The organism is Myroides injenensis M09-0166 (assembly GCF_000246945.1).
GTDB lineage: Bacteria > Bacteroidota > Bacteroidia > Flavobacteriales > Flavobacteriaceae > Flavobacterium > Flavobacterium injenense.
This window is the reverse complement of record NZ_BAEX01000030.1, coordinates 18,865-34,314: the sequence shown is the minus strand read 5'-3', so window position 1 is coordinate 34,314 and position 15,450 is coordinate 18,865. Positions and strand designations below refer to the sequence as shown.

The window sequence follows — 15,450 nt, the reverse complement described above, 5'->3', positions numbered from 1 at the left end:
TTTTGCAAGGCATTAAGTTGCCGGTGTAGCTCAGCTGGCTAGAGCAGCTGATTTGTAATCAGCAGGTCGTGGGTTCGAGTCCCTCCATCGGCTCAGAAAGCTTCCTCATAAGGAAGCTTTTTTTGTTTCTATTCCTTTTTCTTTCTTAAAAAAACAGTACTTAAATTAATTAATATCATTTTCTTTCTTAAATTTATAGATTGATCTGTATAATTTATAATTAAGGATATTCTTTGGTATGCTTCTTTTTCCAGATATAGAGTGGTTTATTTATGTAGAAATAGTTTATTTTATTATTGCTATTCTTGTGGCTATTCGCATTATATATGATACAGATTCCATTTCTAAAACTTTAGCCTATCTTTTACTTGTATTCTTTGTTCCTATTATTGGAATATTTTTTTATTTCTCTTTTGGTATTAATTACAGAAGAAGAAAGATGTATTCTAAAAAATTAAAAGTAAACGATGATTATAATGAGCGTTTGATGAATAGGATGCGTGAGATGCATCTTGATTACAAGCAAAAAGGAAATGCCATTATAGAAAAAAATCGTTCGTTTATTAATATGCTCTCTAATAAATTTATGGGGGAGGGACCATTGTTAGTAGATAATAATGTAGAAATATTAGTAAATGGTGAAAGCTTTTTTCCTAGATTATTAGAAGATTTAAAGAATGCTAAACATCATATTCATATTGAATATTATATTTTTGAGAATAATGAGATAGGACATGAAATAGAAGATATTTTAATACAGAAAGCAAAAGAGGGGGTAGAAGTTCGATTTATTTATGATGATTTTGGTTCTCGCTCAATAAGAAAAAATATTGTACGCAATTTACGTGCGAATGGAGTAGAGGCTTTTGCGTTTAATAAGATCATCTGGCTTGCATTAGCGAATAGATTGAATTATCGCAATCACAGAAAGATTGTTGTGATAGATGGGACTATCGGTTATACGGGAGGAATTAATATATCAGATCGTTATGACAATAGGAAGAAAGAATCTAATGAGTTTTTTTGGAGAGATACACAAGTACGTATTGAAGGTACTGGTACTTATGGCTTACAATACATCTTTTTAGCAGATTGGAATTTTTGTAGTAAACAAGCTATCTCTTTTAACAAAGAATACTTTCCTAAGTTTGATAATAAATCTACTGGTAAAATCCCTTTACAGGTGATTTCATCAGGCCCAGACTCTGATGTTCCTTCTATACTTTATAGTGTATTAAAAGCGATTAATACAGCTAAGGATGAGATATTAATAACCACTCCTTATTATATTCCAGACGAGTCATTACAGTTAGCAATTAAAATGGCAGCTTTAAGTGGAAAGAAAGTAAAGATGATATTACCTGGAATTACAGATTCGCTGATTGTTAAGTTAGCTTCGGAATCTTATTTTCAAGAATTATTAGAATTTGGAGTAGAAATCTATTTGTACAAAAAAGGTTTTATTCACGCTAAAACTTTTGTGACAGATATGGGAATTACTTCAATAGGTACTTGTAATTTAGATCATCGTAGTTTTGATTTGAATTTTGAAGTCAACGTTATCCTTTTCGATGAAGATATTGCAGATAAAATGAGAAAAGTATTTTATGATGATTGTAAAGACTCTGTGAAATTAGAATTATCTCATTGGAATAAGAGAACAAAATGGCATCGACTTAAAAATAGTTTTATTAGATTATTCTCACCTTTGTTATAATCTATTCTTTTTTTATGGCAATCTTTTTGATGTGTTTTTAGATGCTATTTTTGTTGTAGTTTATTGAGAATACTGATATATTAAGTTAGTTCCAATTCATTTTGAAAACGATATAAGATATGAATTTGCATTTGACATTTAATAAATATATAACTCATCAACATCCTTTTGAAAATGATTATGAAGGAAAAGTAGTAACTACATTGATTGAGTCGAGAAGTAATAAGCAGGAGGTAACTAAGACAATATTATATGTTCATGGTTTTTCGGATTATTTTTTTCAAACGCATATTATGGACTATTTTACTCAGCATAATATAAATTTCTTTGCAGTTGATTTACGCAAGTGTGGTAGATCTTTGTTGCCGCATCAACATCCTAATTATTGTAAATCTTTTAGAGAGTATTTTCCTGATTTAGATTATGCTATAGAGTTTATATATAAAGAAAACCCCAATACTCAACTATTTTTATTAGGACATAGTACTGGTGGTCTTTTAGTAACCTATTATGCTAAGTTTGGTTTGCATAGAAAAAAAGTAGATGGAGTGGTATTGAATTCTCCTTTTTTAGATTTTAATATTCCTTTTTATAAAAAGCCTTTTATAGGCATGATGGCAAAAAATAAGTACCAAAAGGATGATTTTGCTTCTATTGAAGGACTGTCAGATATCTACGGAAGGTCATTACATAAAGATTTTGAGGGAGAGTGGGAGTTTAATAAAGATCTAAAGCCTATTTTACCTTTTTCGGCCTATTGTGCTTGGATACTAGCTGTATTGCATGTACAAAGTATTATACAAGAAGAACCTAATATGGGAGATTTACCAATTTTATTAATGCATAGTGATGTATCGGGTAATCCTAATAAAACTACTTCCCTTACAGCTATGTCTGATGTTGTTTTGAATGTAAAAGACATGACGCGAGTTGGAAAAAAGTTGAGTAATAATGTAAAAGAAGTCATCATTAATAAAGGGCTTCATGATTTATTTCTTTCTAAAAAAGAAATTAGGGATAAAGCATTAAAGAAAGTTGTGGATTTTATTTATAGCGTATAGTACTATGTGTATATAGATGAAGAATATAAAGGCAATAAAAGTAAAAAGCTATTATCCATTACAGATAATAGCTTTTAATAAAGTAATAATTGAATTTATAGAGTAATAACTTAGAATAGTCCTCCTGAGCCACCACTTTGTTTAGTATTGTCTTCTCTGTATTTTCTTTGCATAGCACGGCTCTTTCCTCCTCCAAATACATAATTAATTCCTATATAAACAGAACGGCTTTCCCATGTGAAATATGAAGATTGTTTATATGGATAAATAGCATCTTGTCTATATCTCATATTGTTGAAAATATCACTCATGCGTACACTCGCTGTAAGTTTGTTATCTAAGAAAGAATATCTAGCCCCAGCATCTAGTTTATACATATCTTTTGTTCTCCCCATCAAATCATCACTAGCAGAGCTATAGAATCCAAATATGTTAAAACGCAGTTTTTTTGTTGCTTTGAAATTGCTACTTAACCTTGCATTAAATGAATTAGCAGTTATATTTCTATCAAGAATTGTAAATTCATTTGTGTCATAATTTAGTGAGGTTACAATTCCTTTTTCTTGAATACTTGAAAAATCAATAGCTGGTTGAAGATCCCACCAAGGTGTTAGCTTTAAATTAGCAGATAGCTCAAATCCATAAGCATTGTTTGAATCAAAATTCTCATAAGTGATTAAGATAGCATTTGGGTTTTCACTATTAGGATCATTTTTAGTTATTTGATTAATCTCTTTATTGATGTTACGGTAATAAACACCTCCAGTAATGCTACTTCCTTTATCAAAAACTCTAGTATAATTTAATTCTACTGAATTTGTAAACTGTGGTTTCAGATTAGGATTTCCCATTTGAGTAGCTGTAGGTGTAGAGAACTGTCTTATTGGTCTTGTTTGCCATATACCAGGTCTATCTACGCGACGGCTATAACTAAATTGTAGCATATCTTTCTCAGTAATATCATATCCTAAGAAAACAGAAGGGTATAATGTTACGTAATCATCGCTAAAGTCCTTTTTACCATTTAGTTTTGATTCAACCTTATAGCTTTCTAGTCTTGTACCTAATTGGTAACTAAACTTGTCGAACTTTTGTCCAAATGTTACATAAGCAGAAAAAATATCAGTATCATAATCATAATTAGTAAGCCTTTGGTTGACTGGAAGTAAAGGGTTTTTAGAATCAGAGTAATTTTCGGTTCTTGAAATACGTGCTTCAGCTCCAATTTCTAATTTTGTCTTTTCATTCAATGGATTAACATAATCCACGTTTACTGTCGTTAAAGAACCTGTTGATTCAGTAAAATCCTTATATATTTCTAATGGTTTAGTTCCAGTTATTGTGTTATAATTACCGTCTGTCGTAGATTTGTTATCATTGTAATTAACTTCTATATCTAAATTATGTCCGCTATCATTAAACAAATGTTTATAAGCTAGATTATACGTGCTATTTCGGTTCTTAGCATCATAGATACTATTTTGTAAAATGTTGTCAAATTGACCTAAAGGGTAATTAACTTTAGCCTCTAAATCTGAGTCCATTAAACCAATATTTTGATTAGTATAAAATGAAAGTGTGTTATTGTCATTGATATAGTAATCTAAGCCTAGTTTATATAAATAGTTGTTTGCTTTAGATTTAATATCAAACGCTTGTGTCGATTGTTGATCATGTCTATGTACATCACCTTCATTACTATATTTTCCATAACTTGTACTTCCTGTACCAAAGAAGTTAAGTTTACCTTTTCTGTAGTTTAGATTTGCAGAGTTGTTATTCTTGAAGTTTTTAGCAAAAGTATATCCAGTATCTAACGAACCATTAAATCCATCTGCTGAGTTTTTATGTAATACAATATTAATAATACCAGACATACCTTCTGGATTATATTTAGCACTAGGATTTGTAATTAATTCAATCTTTTTAATTGAAGTAGATGGAATTTGTTTGAGTAGTTGATCTGCAGCGATATTAGTAGGTCTCCCATCTATTAAAACTCTTACATTAGAGTTTCCTCTTAATGAAATCTTCCCATCTTGGTCAACATTTACAGACGGAATATTATTCATTATTTCTGACGCAGTAGCCCCTACAGTCGTAAGGTCTTTACCTACATTAATTACTTTTCTATCTATTTTTTGCTCTATTGTAGATTGTTCAGCAATAATATTTACTCCTTCTAAAGTTGTCGCTTCTGGATCTAAATATATATTGTTTAAATCTAATAAATTGCTATTTAATTCAATAGGGTTAGAATAGGTTGTATAGCCTATGAATTGTACTTCGAGAGTATATTTTTTTTGAGGAATTGTAATTTCAAATTTACCATTGTCATCAGACATTATCCCTGTTACAATTGTTTCTCCTTCTTTTATTGCAATTGTTGCATAAGGTATAGCTTGATTAGATATCTTATCAAGTACAGTTCCAGTCACTTTCCCATTTGGTTGTGCAAAGGAGGAACATAAAACAATTAAGAATAATATAGCACTTAATTTAAGTTTCATAAAGTTAGTTTATTTATTGTTAGTTTTATTTTTTTAATTTAGGCCTTTATCTAATAGTCACAGATTAGAACAAATTGTTACACATCTAATAATTAAAAAAATGTTATAATTAGTATTTTAATTATTAAGTAACTGATTGTTAGTTGTTTGATTTTTTAAATAAAAAATAAAAAAAATGAGATATACTGTTTTTTGTGGTTCAAGTTCTGGATCAAAAACATCATTTAAAACATCAGCTTATGAATTGGGAAGAGAATTGGCAAGTTCAAAAATAGGGATTGTTTATGGCGGAGCTAAAGTTGGTTTAATGGGAGCTGTTGCAGATGGTGCATTAGAAAATGGTGGAGAAGTAATAGGAGTATTACCTATTTTTTTGCAAGAGGTAGAATTAGGGCATCCCAATCTATCAGAACTTTATATTGTAAAAACCATGCATGAGAGAAAAGCTAAAATGGGTGAATTATCAGACGGTATTATAGCACTGCCAGGTGGTTATGGGACATTAGAAGAATTCTTTGAAATGTTGACATGGGCACAATTAGGATTGCATAAGAAGCCTGTTGCTCTTTTAAATGTAGAAGGTTTTTATAATCCTCTTTTAAAAATGATAGATGAAATGGTTATGAGTGGTTTTCTGAAGTCAGAGAATCGCGATATGATTGTTGTCGCTGATAATGTCAATGAATTGTTTGTTAAGATGTCAAACTATGAAGCACCTAAAGTAGGGAAGTGGTTAGATAAAAAAGAACTGTAAAATAGTAAGATGAAAAGAGCTTGTATAATTGAGAATTTTGAACAAAAGGGAGTGGTATTAGATGATAATTCAAAAGAAATTATCAATACTACTTTTAAAACAAAATTAGTTTCAAAGAGGGAATATATATTGACTCCCGGAGAGATTTGTCAATTTGAAGCTTTCGTGGTGCAAGGTTGTTTTAAAGTATATTGTCTTGATGAAAAAGGACAAGAACATATTGTTCATTTCTCTATTGAAGATTGGTGGTTAGCAGATTTAGAAAGCTATAATTATAACAAACCTTCAAAGTTGTATATCCAAGCTTTGGAAGATAGTGAGATATTGATAATTTCAAAATCAGATAAAGAAGCTTTATATGATAAAATTCCTGAATTAGAAAGAATATATAGACGCATGACGCAACAGGAGTGTATTGCTCTGCAAAGGCGTATTGTAAATAAGCTTTCAATGAACGCTACAGCCGAATATGAAGACTTTTGTAGTCGTTATCCTGAATTAATAAAGCGACTTTCTAATATACAGATTGCTGCTTATTTAGGAATATCACAAGAATTTTTAAGTAAGATTCGCAGTAAAAAGAATAGTATTTCTTGAAGTAGTTCAATTTTTTATAGTTGATGAGATTATACTTTTGTATAAAAATCAGAAAGATGAAAAAAGTATTATTACTATTAACTTTAATGTTAGGAATAACGTTAGTAAGTTGTCAAACTAAACAAACGAAAGAGGAAACTTCATTAACAGAAGTGAAAAGTGATTCTGTTGCTAAAGAAGCAGAAACAAAGTATTTATTAATAGGTCGTAAGGGGGAGATACAATTCCCTGAAATGAAAGCAACTATTGAATATACAAGTGAAACTTCTTTACATTGGAGTACGGTAGGAAAAGATGGTAAAATAAATGAAGGGGATGAAAAGCTAAGTTACAAACGATTAAGTGATGAACTATATTTTTTGAACTGGATAGAACAAGATGGATTTACTGTCAATCAAGTTATTAATACTAAAACTGGTGAAGTAACTGCTTTTTGGTCTTATAATGATGAAAATGGTCAACGTGCTAGTAGTTTTGTAACAGGTACATTTAAATATGTTGATTAATTAAGGTGTTTTTAAGTATTTATTATAATATAAGAATCTCGCTTAGGCGAGATTTTTTCGTATTTTAGAGTCTTGTAAACACGATATAATGGAAAAACAAAATAATAATATAGCAATTCTTGTCGATGGCGATAATGCTCAGGCGAAATTACTTGAAAAAATATTAGAAGAAGTCTCTAAATATGGTAAAGTTACTATACGTAGAATTTATGGTGATTGGACAACTCCACAAATGAATAGTTGGAAAGAATTATTAAATGATTTGTCATTTACCCCAATACAAAAGTTTAGTTATACTACTGGTAAAAATTCAACTGATAGTTCTTTAATTATTGATGCGATGGACATCTTGCATAATAAGTCAGTGGATGGTTTTTGTATAGTTTCGAGTGATAGTGATTATACTGGTTTAGCAAAGCGAATTAGAGAAGAGGGTATTTTCGTAATGGGAGTTGGAGAGAAAAAGACACCTAATGCATTCGTACAATCTTGTGAAATCTTTACTTATTGTGAAACTTTGATGCCTAAGGATTTAGAAAAGGATAAAGAAATAAACGGGACAAGTCGCAAATCAAAAGGTGTAGATGATGATGATGATAAAACTCTAACTAAAAAAGAGTATAAATTAATCGATAGAGCTTTTGATATGTCAGTGGATGAAGAAGTAGAAGCTTATATTGCTACGGTAGGACAAAACTTACGTAAGTTAAATCCTAGTTTTGATGCCCGTGATTATGGGTTTAGAAATCTGACAGAGTTGTTTAAAAACTTAAAAACTTATGAGGTAATTAATAATAACGTAAAAGGATTAAATCACCCATTAGTAAAAAAGAAATAATAAGGATAAAAGGACTTTTAGAAATAAAACGTCCTTTTATATTTTTTCAAATGTGTATAGACAAATACTATGACAATAATTGAATTAAAAGGCATTCGCAAGCAATTTGAATATTATCGAATGCTAGCAGATAAGACGATATTACTTTTATCTCAGGATGAATTAAATTCCAGAGTAAATGAGGAGAGCAATTCTATAGCAGTTATTATGCGACACATAACAGGTAATCTTCTATCGAGGTTTATTGATTTTTTTACAACTGATGGTGAGAAAGAGTGGAGAAAAAGAGATGATGAATTTGAATACAAGCACTATGATAGACATGAACTAATCTCAAATTGGGATATAGCATGGAATGTTTTATTTACTGCTATTGATAGTATTGATGAAACTAATATAGATAGCGTCGTAAAAATAAGAAATCAAGATCATACTGTGGCTGAAGCTCTTTATAGACAACTAGCACATTATCCTTATCACATTGGACAGATTGTATTTATTGGTAAAATGATTAAGGATAAAGATTGGAAATCACTGTCTATACCAAAGAATCAATCAAGTGAATATAATTTGGGTAAATTCAATAATCCTAATTCAGAATCTCATTTTACCGATAATTATTTAAACAAATAGAACTTAATTTTTATACTTAATAATTTTTGGAGGATTAAACAGTAGTTAAATCGTATATAAATTTAATATATTTGTTCTTGTACGATTAACTAAATTATTATGAGATTAAACACAATTGCTTGTATAACATTAGCTTCCGCAATGTTTCTTTCTTGTGGAAAGGACAAAGACAACAAAACAACAGACAAAACAGTGACTGAAGTAGAAAACTTTGAATTCAGTGTTGACAAATTTGGAGACATTGAAGTATTAAGATATCAAATTCCTGGATGGAATGACTTGACTTTAAAGGAGAAAAAATTAGTTTATTATTTAAGTCAAGCAGGTTATGTAGGACGTGATATAATGTGGGATCAAAACTACAAACACAATCTAAAAATACGTAAAGCACTTGAGAATATTTATGTAAACTATCAAGGAGATAAAGAATCACAAGAGTGGCAAGACTTTGTTGTTTATTTAAAAAGAGTATGGTTCTCAAATGGTATTCATCATCATTATTCAAATGATAAAATTAAACCAGCTTTCTCTAAAGCTTACTTTGATACTTTACTAAAAGAAACAAATACTACATTAGCTGCTAATGTAGCAGACATTTTATTTAATGATGTAGATAATAAAAAAGTTAACCTAGATGCTTCTAAGGATTTAGTAATTGGCTCGGCAGTTAACTTTTATGGAGATGGAGTTACAGCAAAAGAAGCAGAAGATTTTTATGCTAATATGACTAGTCCTGATCCACATCGTCCATTATCAATTGGATTAAATTCTAAACTTGTAAAAGAGAATGGAAAACTTGTTGAGAAAGTTTGGAAAAGTGGAGGGATGTATGGTGCTGCAATTGATCAAATTATATTTTGGTTAGAGAAAGCCAAAACTGTAGCTGAAAATCAAAAGCAAGCAGATGCAATCCAACTGCTAATTAAGTTTTACCAAACTGGTGATTTAAAATCATGGGATGATTATAATGTTGCTTGGGTTGAAGCAACTGAAGGGAACATTGATTATAACAATGGATTTATCGAAGTATATAACGATCCATTAGGACATAAAGGTTCTTTTGAAAGCGTTGTACAGATAAAAGATTTTGATATGTCTAAGAAGATGGAGGTATTATCTAAAGAAGCACAATGGTTTGAAGATAATTCTCCATTAATGGAAGAACACAAAAAGAAAAACGTAACAGGAGTTACTTATAAAACGGTTATTGTTGCTTCAGAAGCAGGTGATGCTTCTCCGAGTACTCCAATTGGGGTAAACTTGCCAAATGCTGATTGGATTAGAGCAGAACACGGTTCTAAGTCAATTTCATTAGGAAATATAATCGATTCTTATAATCATGCTAGTGGATCAGATCGTCTAAAAGAATTCGTTCACGATGAAGAAGAGTTTCAATTAGAGGAAAAATATGGAGAGCTTGCTGATAAATTGCACACTGCTTTACATGAAGTTATTGGACATGCTTCTGGACAAATAAATAAAGGAGTAGGACAACCACAAGTTACTTTAAAAAGTTATGCCTCTACTTTAGAAGAAGGACGTGCAGACTTAGTAGGTTTATTTTATCTATATAATCCAAAATTGCAAGAATTAGGACTTGTAGATGATTGGAAAGCTGTTGGTAAAGCTGCCTATGACGGATATATCAGAAATGGTTTGATGATGCAACTTGTGCGTTTAGAGCCTGGAACTGATATTGAAGAAGCTCACATGAGAAACCGCCAATGGGTAAGTGCTTGGGTATTTGAAAAAGGTAAAAAAGATAACGTAATAGAAAAAGTAGTGCGTGATGGTAAAACATATTTTAATATTACTGACTATGATAAGTTACATGATCTATTTGGGCAATTACTTAAAGAAACTCAACGCATTAAATCAGAAGGTGATTTTGAAGCTGCAAAAGCATTAGTGGAAACTTATGGAGTGAAAGTAGATCAAGCTATACACAAAGAAGTTTTAGAGCGTAATTCTAAATTTGATTCTGCACCATATAGAGGTTTTGTAAACCCATATATTGTGCCAATCACAGATGATAAAGGAGAAATTACTGATTTCGAAATTAAACAACCTAAAACATTTGAAGAACAAATGTTATACTATGCTAAAGAATATAGTTTCTTACCTGAAGAAAATTAATCATCAATTGAGAGAATAGATATAAAGAAGCCAACCTTTTAGGTTGGCTTCTTTTTTTATTACTTTGTTTTCTTTTTGTAGTAAGGTTATTTTAAAAGGTTATCAACTTTTAAAAATTCACTGGGACGTTTACCTATTAGTTTCATAAATACGTTACTATACGATTGCACGCTGTTATATCCTACTTGATAAGCTACTTCATTTACAGTTAAGTTCCCTTCACTCAAGAGCTCTATTGATTTAATAATCTTTACCATTTGTAAGTATTTAGCAAGGGTGATCCCTGTCTCTTTTTTAAATAATCGTTCTAATGTGCGGGTACTTAATAAGTGATCTTTAGCTACCTCACTAATTACGATAGAATTATTGTAATGATTATCAATGTATTTAGTGATTTGTAACAGTTTAGGATGTGTAGGAATAGGGATTTTAATAGGTATAGCATTTTGAGTAAAAGAGGGTAATTCTGACAATATTGCATCTAAAAATATCGCTTCACTAGGATTGTATGCTTCTACTAACGACCATTTTTCAGAATATAATATCATCTGTTTTAATACTTCTGGCGCTGAAAAGATATGTAACTCTTTATAGTAAGGATCAGTGGACTCTATATCAAAATATAAAGTACGCAGAGAAATAAGTTCTGATGAGGTATTCGTCTTATGAGGCATATTAGACGGAATCCATGCAATATGATTTTGTGGTAATAGAAAATGGTTGTTTTCAGTATGCAAGTACTGATAGCCACTCTCTACATACATTAATTGTGCCTTGTAATGATAATGATACTCATCTTCATGTTTCCAGGATTTATCATGAAATACAAAAGCTTTCTTCTTAATACTATTGACTAGTTCTAAAGGTTGCATATTGTCGCTTTATGATTGATTTATGGCAAATTTAATTAAAAAATACAATTTATCTTTGTGCCTTAATAACAAACAATAATATGAAAAGTCAAGAAATGGAGAATATTGAACAAGTATCTAAGCTAAAAAAACTCTTGATGTTCTTGGGAATTATATTTGTAGCATCTAATCTTAGAGCTCCATTAACATCAGTAGGGCCTGTAATCGCTGAAATTACTAAATCATTAGAACTGTCAAATACGACAGCAGGTTTAATCACTACAATTCCATTAATGGCATTTGCCTTTTTATCTGGTATTGTTCCTCGTTTTTCACGTAAATACGGAATGGAAATTATCTTATTAATTTCTTTAATTATTTTGACAGTAGGGTTAGTGATAAGACCATTAGGCAGTATTGCTAGTTTATTTATAGGAGCGGCTTTAGTAGGAACAGCAATTACTGTTGGGAATGTTTTAATGCCTGCATATATCAAGAATAACTTCCCAAATAAAGTAGGAACTATGATGGGAATCTATTCAGTAGCGATGAACCTTACTGCAGCTTTAGCAGCAGGATTTAGTATTAGTTTAGGTCATATTACTGATCTTGGATGGAGAGGTTCTATTGGAATTTGGGTAGTATTGAGTATTACTACTATTGTAATTTGGATTCCTCAAGTAAAGAAAAAAAGAATTGATACCGTCAAAGGTGATTTTGCAATAGATGAGAATAAAGTTAATTTGTATAAATCTGGATTAGCCTGGGCAGTTACTGTTTTTATGGGCGTACAGTCTTTACTGTTTTACTGTTTAGCTGCGTGGTTACCAAAAATTGTACAAACATGGGGAGTATCTGAGATAGAATCTGGATGGATATTATCTTATGTACAATTTGCTCAGTTGCCTATGACTTTTATAGGTGCTATTATTGCTAGTAAAATGAATAATCAGAAGTTTTTAGCAGCATTATCGGGGATACTATTTACAGTTGGTATTGTAGGTGTAATGGTGTTTAAAACAGAATATTTAGTACTATGGTGTGTGTTGATTGGTGCGGCTAGTGGACTAGCATTTAGTTTATCAATGTTATTTTTTGTTTTAAGAACAAAGAATGCTGTAGTAGCAGCTGATCTTTCTGGAATGGCACAATCTTTTGGTTATATGATTGCTGCCGTTGGTCCTCCATTATTTGGTGGGCTATATGATATGTCGCAATCGTGGACTACTTCTTTAGGTTTCTTAGTTGTAATGTCATTAACATTGGTAGTGTCAGGTATTATTGCAGGTAAGGATACGTGGGTGAAGTAGTTTATGAGAAAAAACGATTATATATCCATATCAATCCACTTACAACAATAGACACAATAATCATTGATGTAATTGGCATAAAAAAAGAAAAGCCTGGGCGTTCTATACGAATATCTCCAGGCAGTTTGCCAAACCAATTAAGGTTAAAAGAGGTAAACTGGATTAATAATCCTACTAGTATTACGATAATCCCTATATAGATAATTGTTTTTCCCATAGTTCTGTAAAGTTAATAATTTTTTGAAGTGTGAAGACTGTATTAAATAATAAGGATTTCTTTTCTATTAGTCTTATATTTGATTAAGAAGCTTTTTAACAAAGGCAATTATTAATAAAAATAAAAGAATATGAAAGTTGAAATATGGTCAGATGTAATGTGTCCTTTTTGTTTTGTTGGTAAAAAACATTTTGAGAATGCATTAGAACAATTACCTTTTAAAGATAAGATAGAAGTAGAGTGGAAGAGTTTTCAACTTGACCCTACTTTGCCTGCAGATGGAGCTTCTATTACTACAAAAGAGTATTTAGTCAACCGAAAAGGAATGCCAGAAGAGCAAATAGAAGGAATGTTTAAGCACTTAGAGCAAGCAGGCGAAGCCGTAGGAATTGCATTTAATCAAGATATTTCTATCCCTGTTAATACTTTTAGAGCGCATCGATTAATTCATTTTGCACAGTTAGCTGGTAAAGGAAATGAAATAGAAGAAGCTCTTTTTTTAGCACATTTTACTGATGGAAAGAATATCGGAGATATTGAAGTTTTAAGTGAAATAGGTGAGAGTGTAGGATTGAATAAAGAGGAAGTAAAAGCATTTTTACAATCAGAAGCGCAAACAGATGAGGTTAAAAGTGATATTCAAGAAGCACAAACCTTAGGTATCTCAGGAGTACCATTCTTTGTATTAGATAGAAAATACGGTATTTCTGGTGCTCAGCCAGTAGAAGCTTTTACAGAAGCACTTACACAAGCCTATCAAGAAAGTCAACCTAAATTTGAAATGAAGGGGGATAAAGAAGCAGGTAGTTGTGGAACAGATGGTTGTGAGATATAAAAAAATATTAATAAAACCTATAGAGAGGATAGTATGAATATACTATCCTCTTTTTTGTATATCGTCATTATACATTTCAATAATTAAGGTTATTGTCTGACTAAAAATCGACAGTATAAATATCAAATTTTATATGTCAGCTATCTCTAAGAGTCCTAATATATTAGGTAATAGTTAAAAGTGTAGAGGTAATCTATAGCTTAAAGAATCTAGGGGAACAAACGGTTTATTGTATCTTTGTTACAGATTACAAAACGCTTGACGAATGGCATTGAAAATATTACATACTGCAGATTGGCACTTAGGAAAACGCTTAGACAACTTTAGTCGTATAGAAGAACAAAAAGAGGTCTTAAACGAAATATGTGAAATCGCTGAGAGAGAAAATGTTGACCTAGTTTTATTAGCTGGAGATTTATTTGACACATTTAATCCTCCAATTGATGCAGTAGAATTGTTTTATAAAACGTTAAAGCGATTAGCTAATAATGGAGAACGTCCAGTAATTGCTATCGCTGGTAATCACGACAGCCCAGAACGCATTGACGCACCTGATCCATTGGCTAGAGAGTGTGGAATTATTTTCGTAGGATTGCCAAATGCTGAGGTTGCTCCAATCAAAATAGATAATCATTTTGAGATAATAAATACTGATAAAGGATTTATTGAAATTAAATTAGAGAAGTATAAACATCCTATTCGCATTATTCATACTCCCTATGCTAATGAAGTTCGACTTCGTAAAGCATTGAATGATGAAGATAAGAACAGTGCTCTCAATCAAGTTTTAAAAGATTTTTGGCAAGAAATAGCTGATAAGTATTGTGATGAAAAAGGGATAAATCTATTGATATCTCACCTATATATGATGAATAGAAATGGTGAAATCTTAGAAGAACCTGATGGAGAAAAACCTCTTAAAATAGGAAATGCAGATTTAATTTATAGCGACATTATACCTGGAGTAGTTCAGTATACAGCATTAGGACATTTGCACCGCTCACATCAAATTGGTGAAGAGGATAGACCGGTGGTTTATTCTGGTAGCCCGTTAAGCTATAGTTTTGCTGAAGCTGGTCAAGAAAAATATGTAATGCTTTTAGATGCAAATCCAAAGAAAGCAATTACGTATGAAAAGATTCCCTTGACTAAAGGGCGTACATTATCTCGCAAAAAATTTGATGATGTTGACAAAGCGATTGAATGGCTACAAGACAACCCTTATCACTTGGTAGAATTAACTTTGATAAGTGATACATTTCTAAAAGCAGATGATATTAAGAGGTTATATGCTTCACATGATGGCATTATAACAATTATACCGCAAATTACTTTAAGTAATAATGAAGGTGGGGTAGAAGCTAATCAAGTTAATCTGGAACAAGATATGAAGGATTTGTTTAAAGATTATTTTAAACAGCGCTACAATGGACAGGAGCCAAATGATGATATTATGGATTTGTTTAAAGAAATAATGAATTAAAG

At 31.0% G+C, this 15,450-nt stretch carries 14 protein-coding genes and 1 tRNA gene; 12 read left to right on the top strand and 3 right to left on the bottom strand.

What is annotated here, in order from left to right; genetic code table 11:
* The first annotated feature begins 19 nt into the window (after positions 1-19).
* From RH98_RS06740 to RH98_RS06730, 3 genes are all read left to right on the top strand, one after another.
* Positions 20-93 (top strand) — tRNA-Thr (locus RH98_RS06740).
* A gap of 133 nt (positions 94-226) precedes the next feature.
* Positions 227-1,717 carry a cardiolipin synthase gene (cls, locus tag RH98_RS06735; RefSeq protein ID WP_304611173.1) on the top strand — a complete coding sequence of 497 codons (1,491 nt, stop codon included), beginning with the start codon at positions 227-229 and terminating at the stop codon, positions 1,715-1,717.
* Between the two features lie 119 nt (positions 1,718-1,836).
* Entirely contained in the window at positions 1,837-2,778 is a 942-nt protein-coding gene (locus RH98_RS06730; RefSeq protein ID WP_010252233.1) for an alpha/beta hydrolase, read from the top strand.
* 110 nt (positions 2,779-2,888) lie between these two features.
* On the opposite strand, the gene RH98_RS06725 is transcribed toward RH98_RS06730, so the two are convergent.
* Positions 2,889-5,288 carry a TonB-dependent receptor gene (locus RH98_RS06725; RefSeq protein WP_010252230.1) on the bottom strand — a complete coding sequence of 800 codons (2,400 nt, stop codon included), beginning with the start codon at positions 5,286-5,288 and terminating at the stop codon, positions 2,889-2,891.
* A 175-nt stretch (positions 5,289-5,463) separates the two neighbouring features.
* Between RH98_RS06725 and RH98_RS06720 the strand changes: the two genes are divergently transcribed.
* From RH98_RS06720 to RH98_RS06695, 6 genes are all read left to right on the top strand, one after another.
* A complete protein-coding gene (locus RH98_RS06720; RefSeq protein WP_010252228.1) occupies positions 5,464-6,042 on the top strand; it encodes an LOG family protein in 579 nt (192 codons plus the stop codon).
* 9 nt (positions 6,043-6,051) lie between these two features.
* Positions 6,052-6,639, top strand: a complete 588-nt coding sequence (locus RH98_RS06715) for a Crp/Fnr family transcriptional regulator (protein ID WP_010252226.1) — start codon at positions 6,052-6,054, stop codon at positions 6,637-6,639.
* Between the two features lie 56 nt (positions 6,640-6,695).
* Positions 6,696-7,145 (top strand): MoaF-related domain-containing protein, encoded by a 450-nt coding sequence (locus RH98_RS06710; RefSeq protein ID WP_010252224.1) that lies wholly within the window; start codon positions 6,696-6,698, stop codon positions 7,143-7,145.
* Between the two features lie 88 nt (positions 7,146-7,233).
* Positions 7,234-7,983: an NYN domain-containing protein gene (locus RH98_RS06705; RefSeq protein ID WP_010252222.1), complete on the top strand. Its 750-nt coding sequence runs from the start codon at positions 7,234-7,236 to the stop codon at positions 7,981-7,983.
* A gap of 69 nt (positions 7,984-8,052) precedes the next feature.
* A complete protein-coding gene (locus tag RH98_RS06700; RefSeq protein ID WP_010252220.1) occupies positions 8,053-8,616 on the top strand; it encodes a DUF1572 family protein in 564 nt (187 codons plus the stop codon).
* Positions 8,617-8,715: 99 nt separating this feature from the next.
* The gene (locus tag RH98_RS06695; protein WP_010252218.1) at positions 8,716-10,752 is read left to right on the top strand and encodes a dipeptidyl-peptidase 3 family protein; all 2,037 of its coding nucleotides are present in this window, start codon (positions 8,716-8,718) and stop codon (positions 10,750-10,752) included.
* 86 nt (positions 10,753-10,838) lie between these two features.
* Here RH98_RS06695 and RH98_RS06690 read toward each other — a convergent pair whose 3' ends face one another.
* The gene (locus RH98_RS06690) at positions 10,839-11,624 is read right to left on the bottom strand and encodes an AraC family transcriptional regulator (protein ID WP_010252216.1); all 786 of its coding nucleotides are present in this window, start codon (positions 11,622-11,624) and stop codon (positions 10,839-10,841) included.
* An 80-nt stretch (positions 11,625-11,704) separates the two neighbouring features.
* On the opposite strand from RH98_RS06690, the gene RH98_RS06685 reads away from it, so the two are divergent.
* Complete coding sequence (locus tag RH98_RS06685; protein WP_010252213.1) at positions 11,705-12,913, top strand: CynX/NimT family MFS transporter; 1,209 nt, start codon at positions 11,705-11,707, stop codon at positions 12,911-12,913.
* A gap of 1 nt (position 12,914) precedes the next feature.
* Here the strand turns inward: RH98_RS06685 and RH98_RS06680 are convergent, their stop codons facing one another.
* Positions 12,915-13,130: a DUF2905 domain-containing protein gene (locus tag RH98_RS06680; RefSeq protein WP_010252211.1), complete on the bottom strand. Its 216-nt coding sequence runs from the start codon at positions 13,128-13,130 to the stop codon at positions 12,915-12,917.
* A 130-nt stretch (positions 13,131-13,260) separates the two neighbouring features.
* Here RH98_RS06680 and RH98_RS06675 point away from each other — a divergent pair, with 130 nt between their 5' ends.
* Together RH98_RS06675 and RH98_RS06670 are read left to right on the top strand one after the other, a co-directional pair.
* Complete coding sequence (locus RH98_RS06675; RefSeq protein WP_010252209.1) at positions 13,261-13,965, top strand: DsbA family oxidoreductase; 705 nt, start codon at positions 13,261-13,263, stop codon at positions 13,963-13,965.
* 265 nt (positions 13,966-14,230) lie between these two features.
* On the top strand, positions 14,231-15,448 hold the full coding sequence (locus RH98_RS06670; protein WP_010252206.1) for a metallophosphoesterase family protein: 1,218 nt from the start codon (positions 14,231-14,233) through the stop codon (positions 15,446-15,448).
* Positions 15,449-15,450: the final 2 nt, after the last annotated feature.

Excerpts from the sequence above, each read along its gene's own strand:
- RH98_RS06730 (WP_010252233.1), top strand. The coding sequence starts at position 1,837 with ATGAATTTGCATTTGACATTTAATAAATATATAACTCATCAACATCCT.
- RH98_RS06725 (WP_010252230.1), bottom strand. The coding sequence starts at position 5,288 with ATGAAACTTAAATTAAGTGCTATATTATTCTTAATTGTTTTATGTTCC.
- RH98_RS06720 (WP_010252228.1), top strand. The coding sequence starts at position 5,464 with ATGAGATATACTGTTTTTTGTGGTTCAAGTTCTGGATCAAAAACATCA.
- RH98_RS06715 (WP_010252226.1), top strand. The coding sequence starts at position 6,052 with ATGAAAAGAGCTTGTATAATTGAGAATTTTGAACAAAAGGGAGTGGTA.
- RH98_RS06710 (WP_010252224.1), top strand. The coding sequence starts at position 6,696 with ATGAAAAAAGTATTATTACTATTAACTTTAATGTTAGGAATAACGTTA.
- RH98_RS06705 (WP_010252222.1), top strand. The coding sequence starts at position 7,234 with ATGGAAAAACAAAATAATAATATAGCAATTCTTGTCGATGGCGATAAT.
- RH98_RS06700 (WP_010252220.1), top strand. The coding sequence starts at position 8,053 with ATGACAATAATTGAATTAAAAGGCATTCGCAAGCAATTTGAATATTAT.
- RH98_RS06695 (WP_010252218.1), top strand. The coding sequence starts at position 8,716 with ATGAGATTAAACACAATTGCTTGTATAACATTAGCTTCCGCAATGTTT.
- RH98_RS06690 (WP_010252216.1), bottom strand. The coding sequence starts at position 11,624 with ATGCAACCTTTAGAACTAGTCAATAGTATTAAGAAGAAAGCTTTTGTA.
- RH98_RS06685 (WP_010252213.1), top strand. The coding sequence starts at position 11,705 with ATGAAAAGTCAAGAAATGGAGAATATTGAACAAGTATCTAAGCTAAAA.
- RH98_RS06680 (WP_010252211.1), bottom strand. The coding sequence starts at position 13,130 with ATGGGAAAAACAATTATCTATATAGGGATTATCGTAATACTAGTAGGA.
- RH98_RS06675 (WP_010252209.1), top strand. The coding sequence starts at position 13,261 with ATGAAAGTTGAAATATGGTCAGATGTAATGTGTCCTTTTTGTTTTGTT.
- RH98_RS06670 (WP_010252206.1), top strand. The coding sequence starts at position 14,231 with ATGGCATTGAAAATATTACATACTGCAGATTGGCACTTAGGAAAACGC.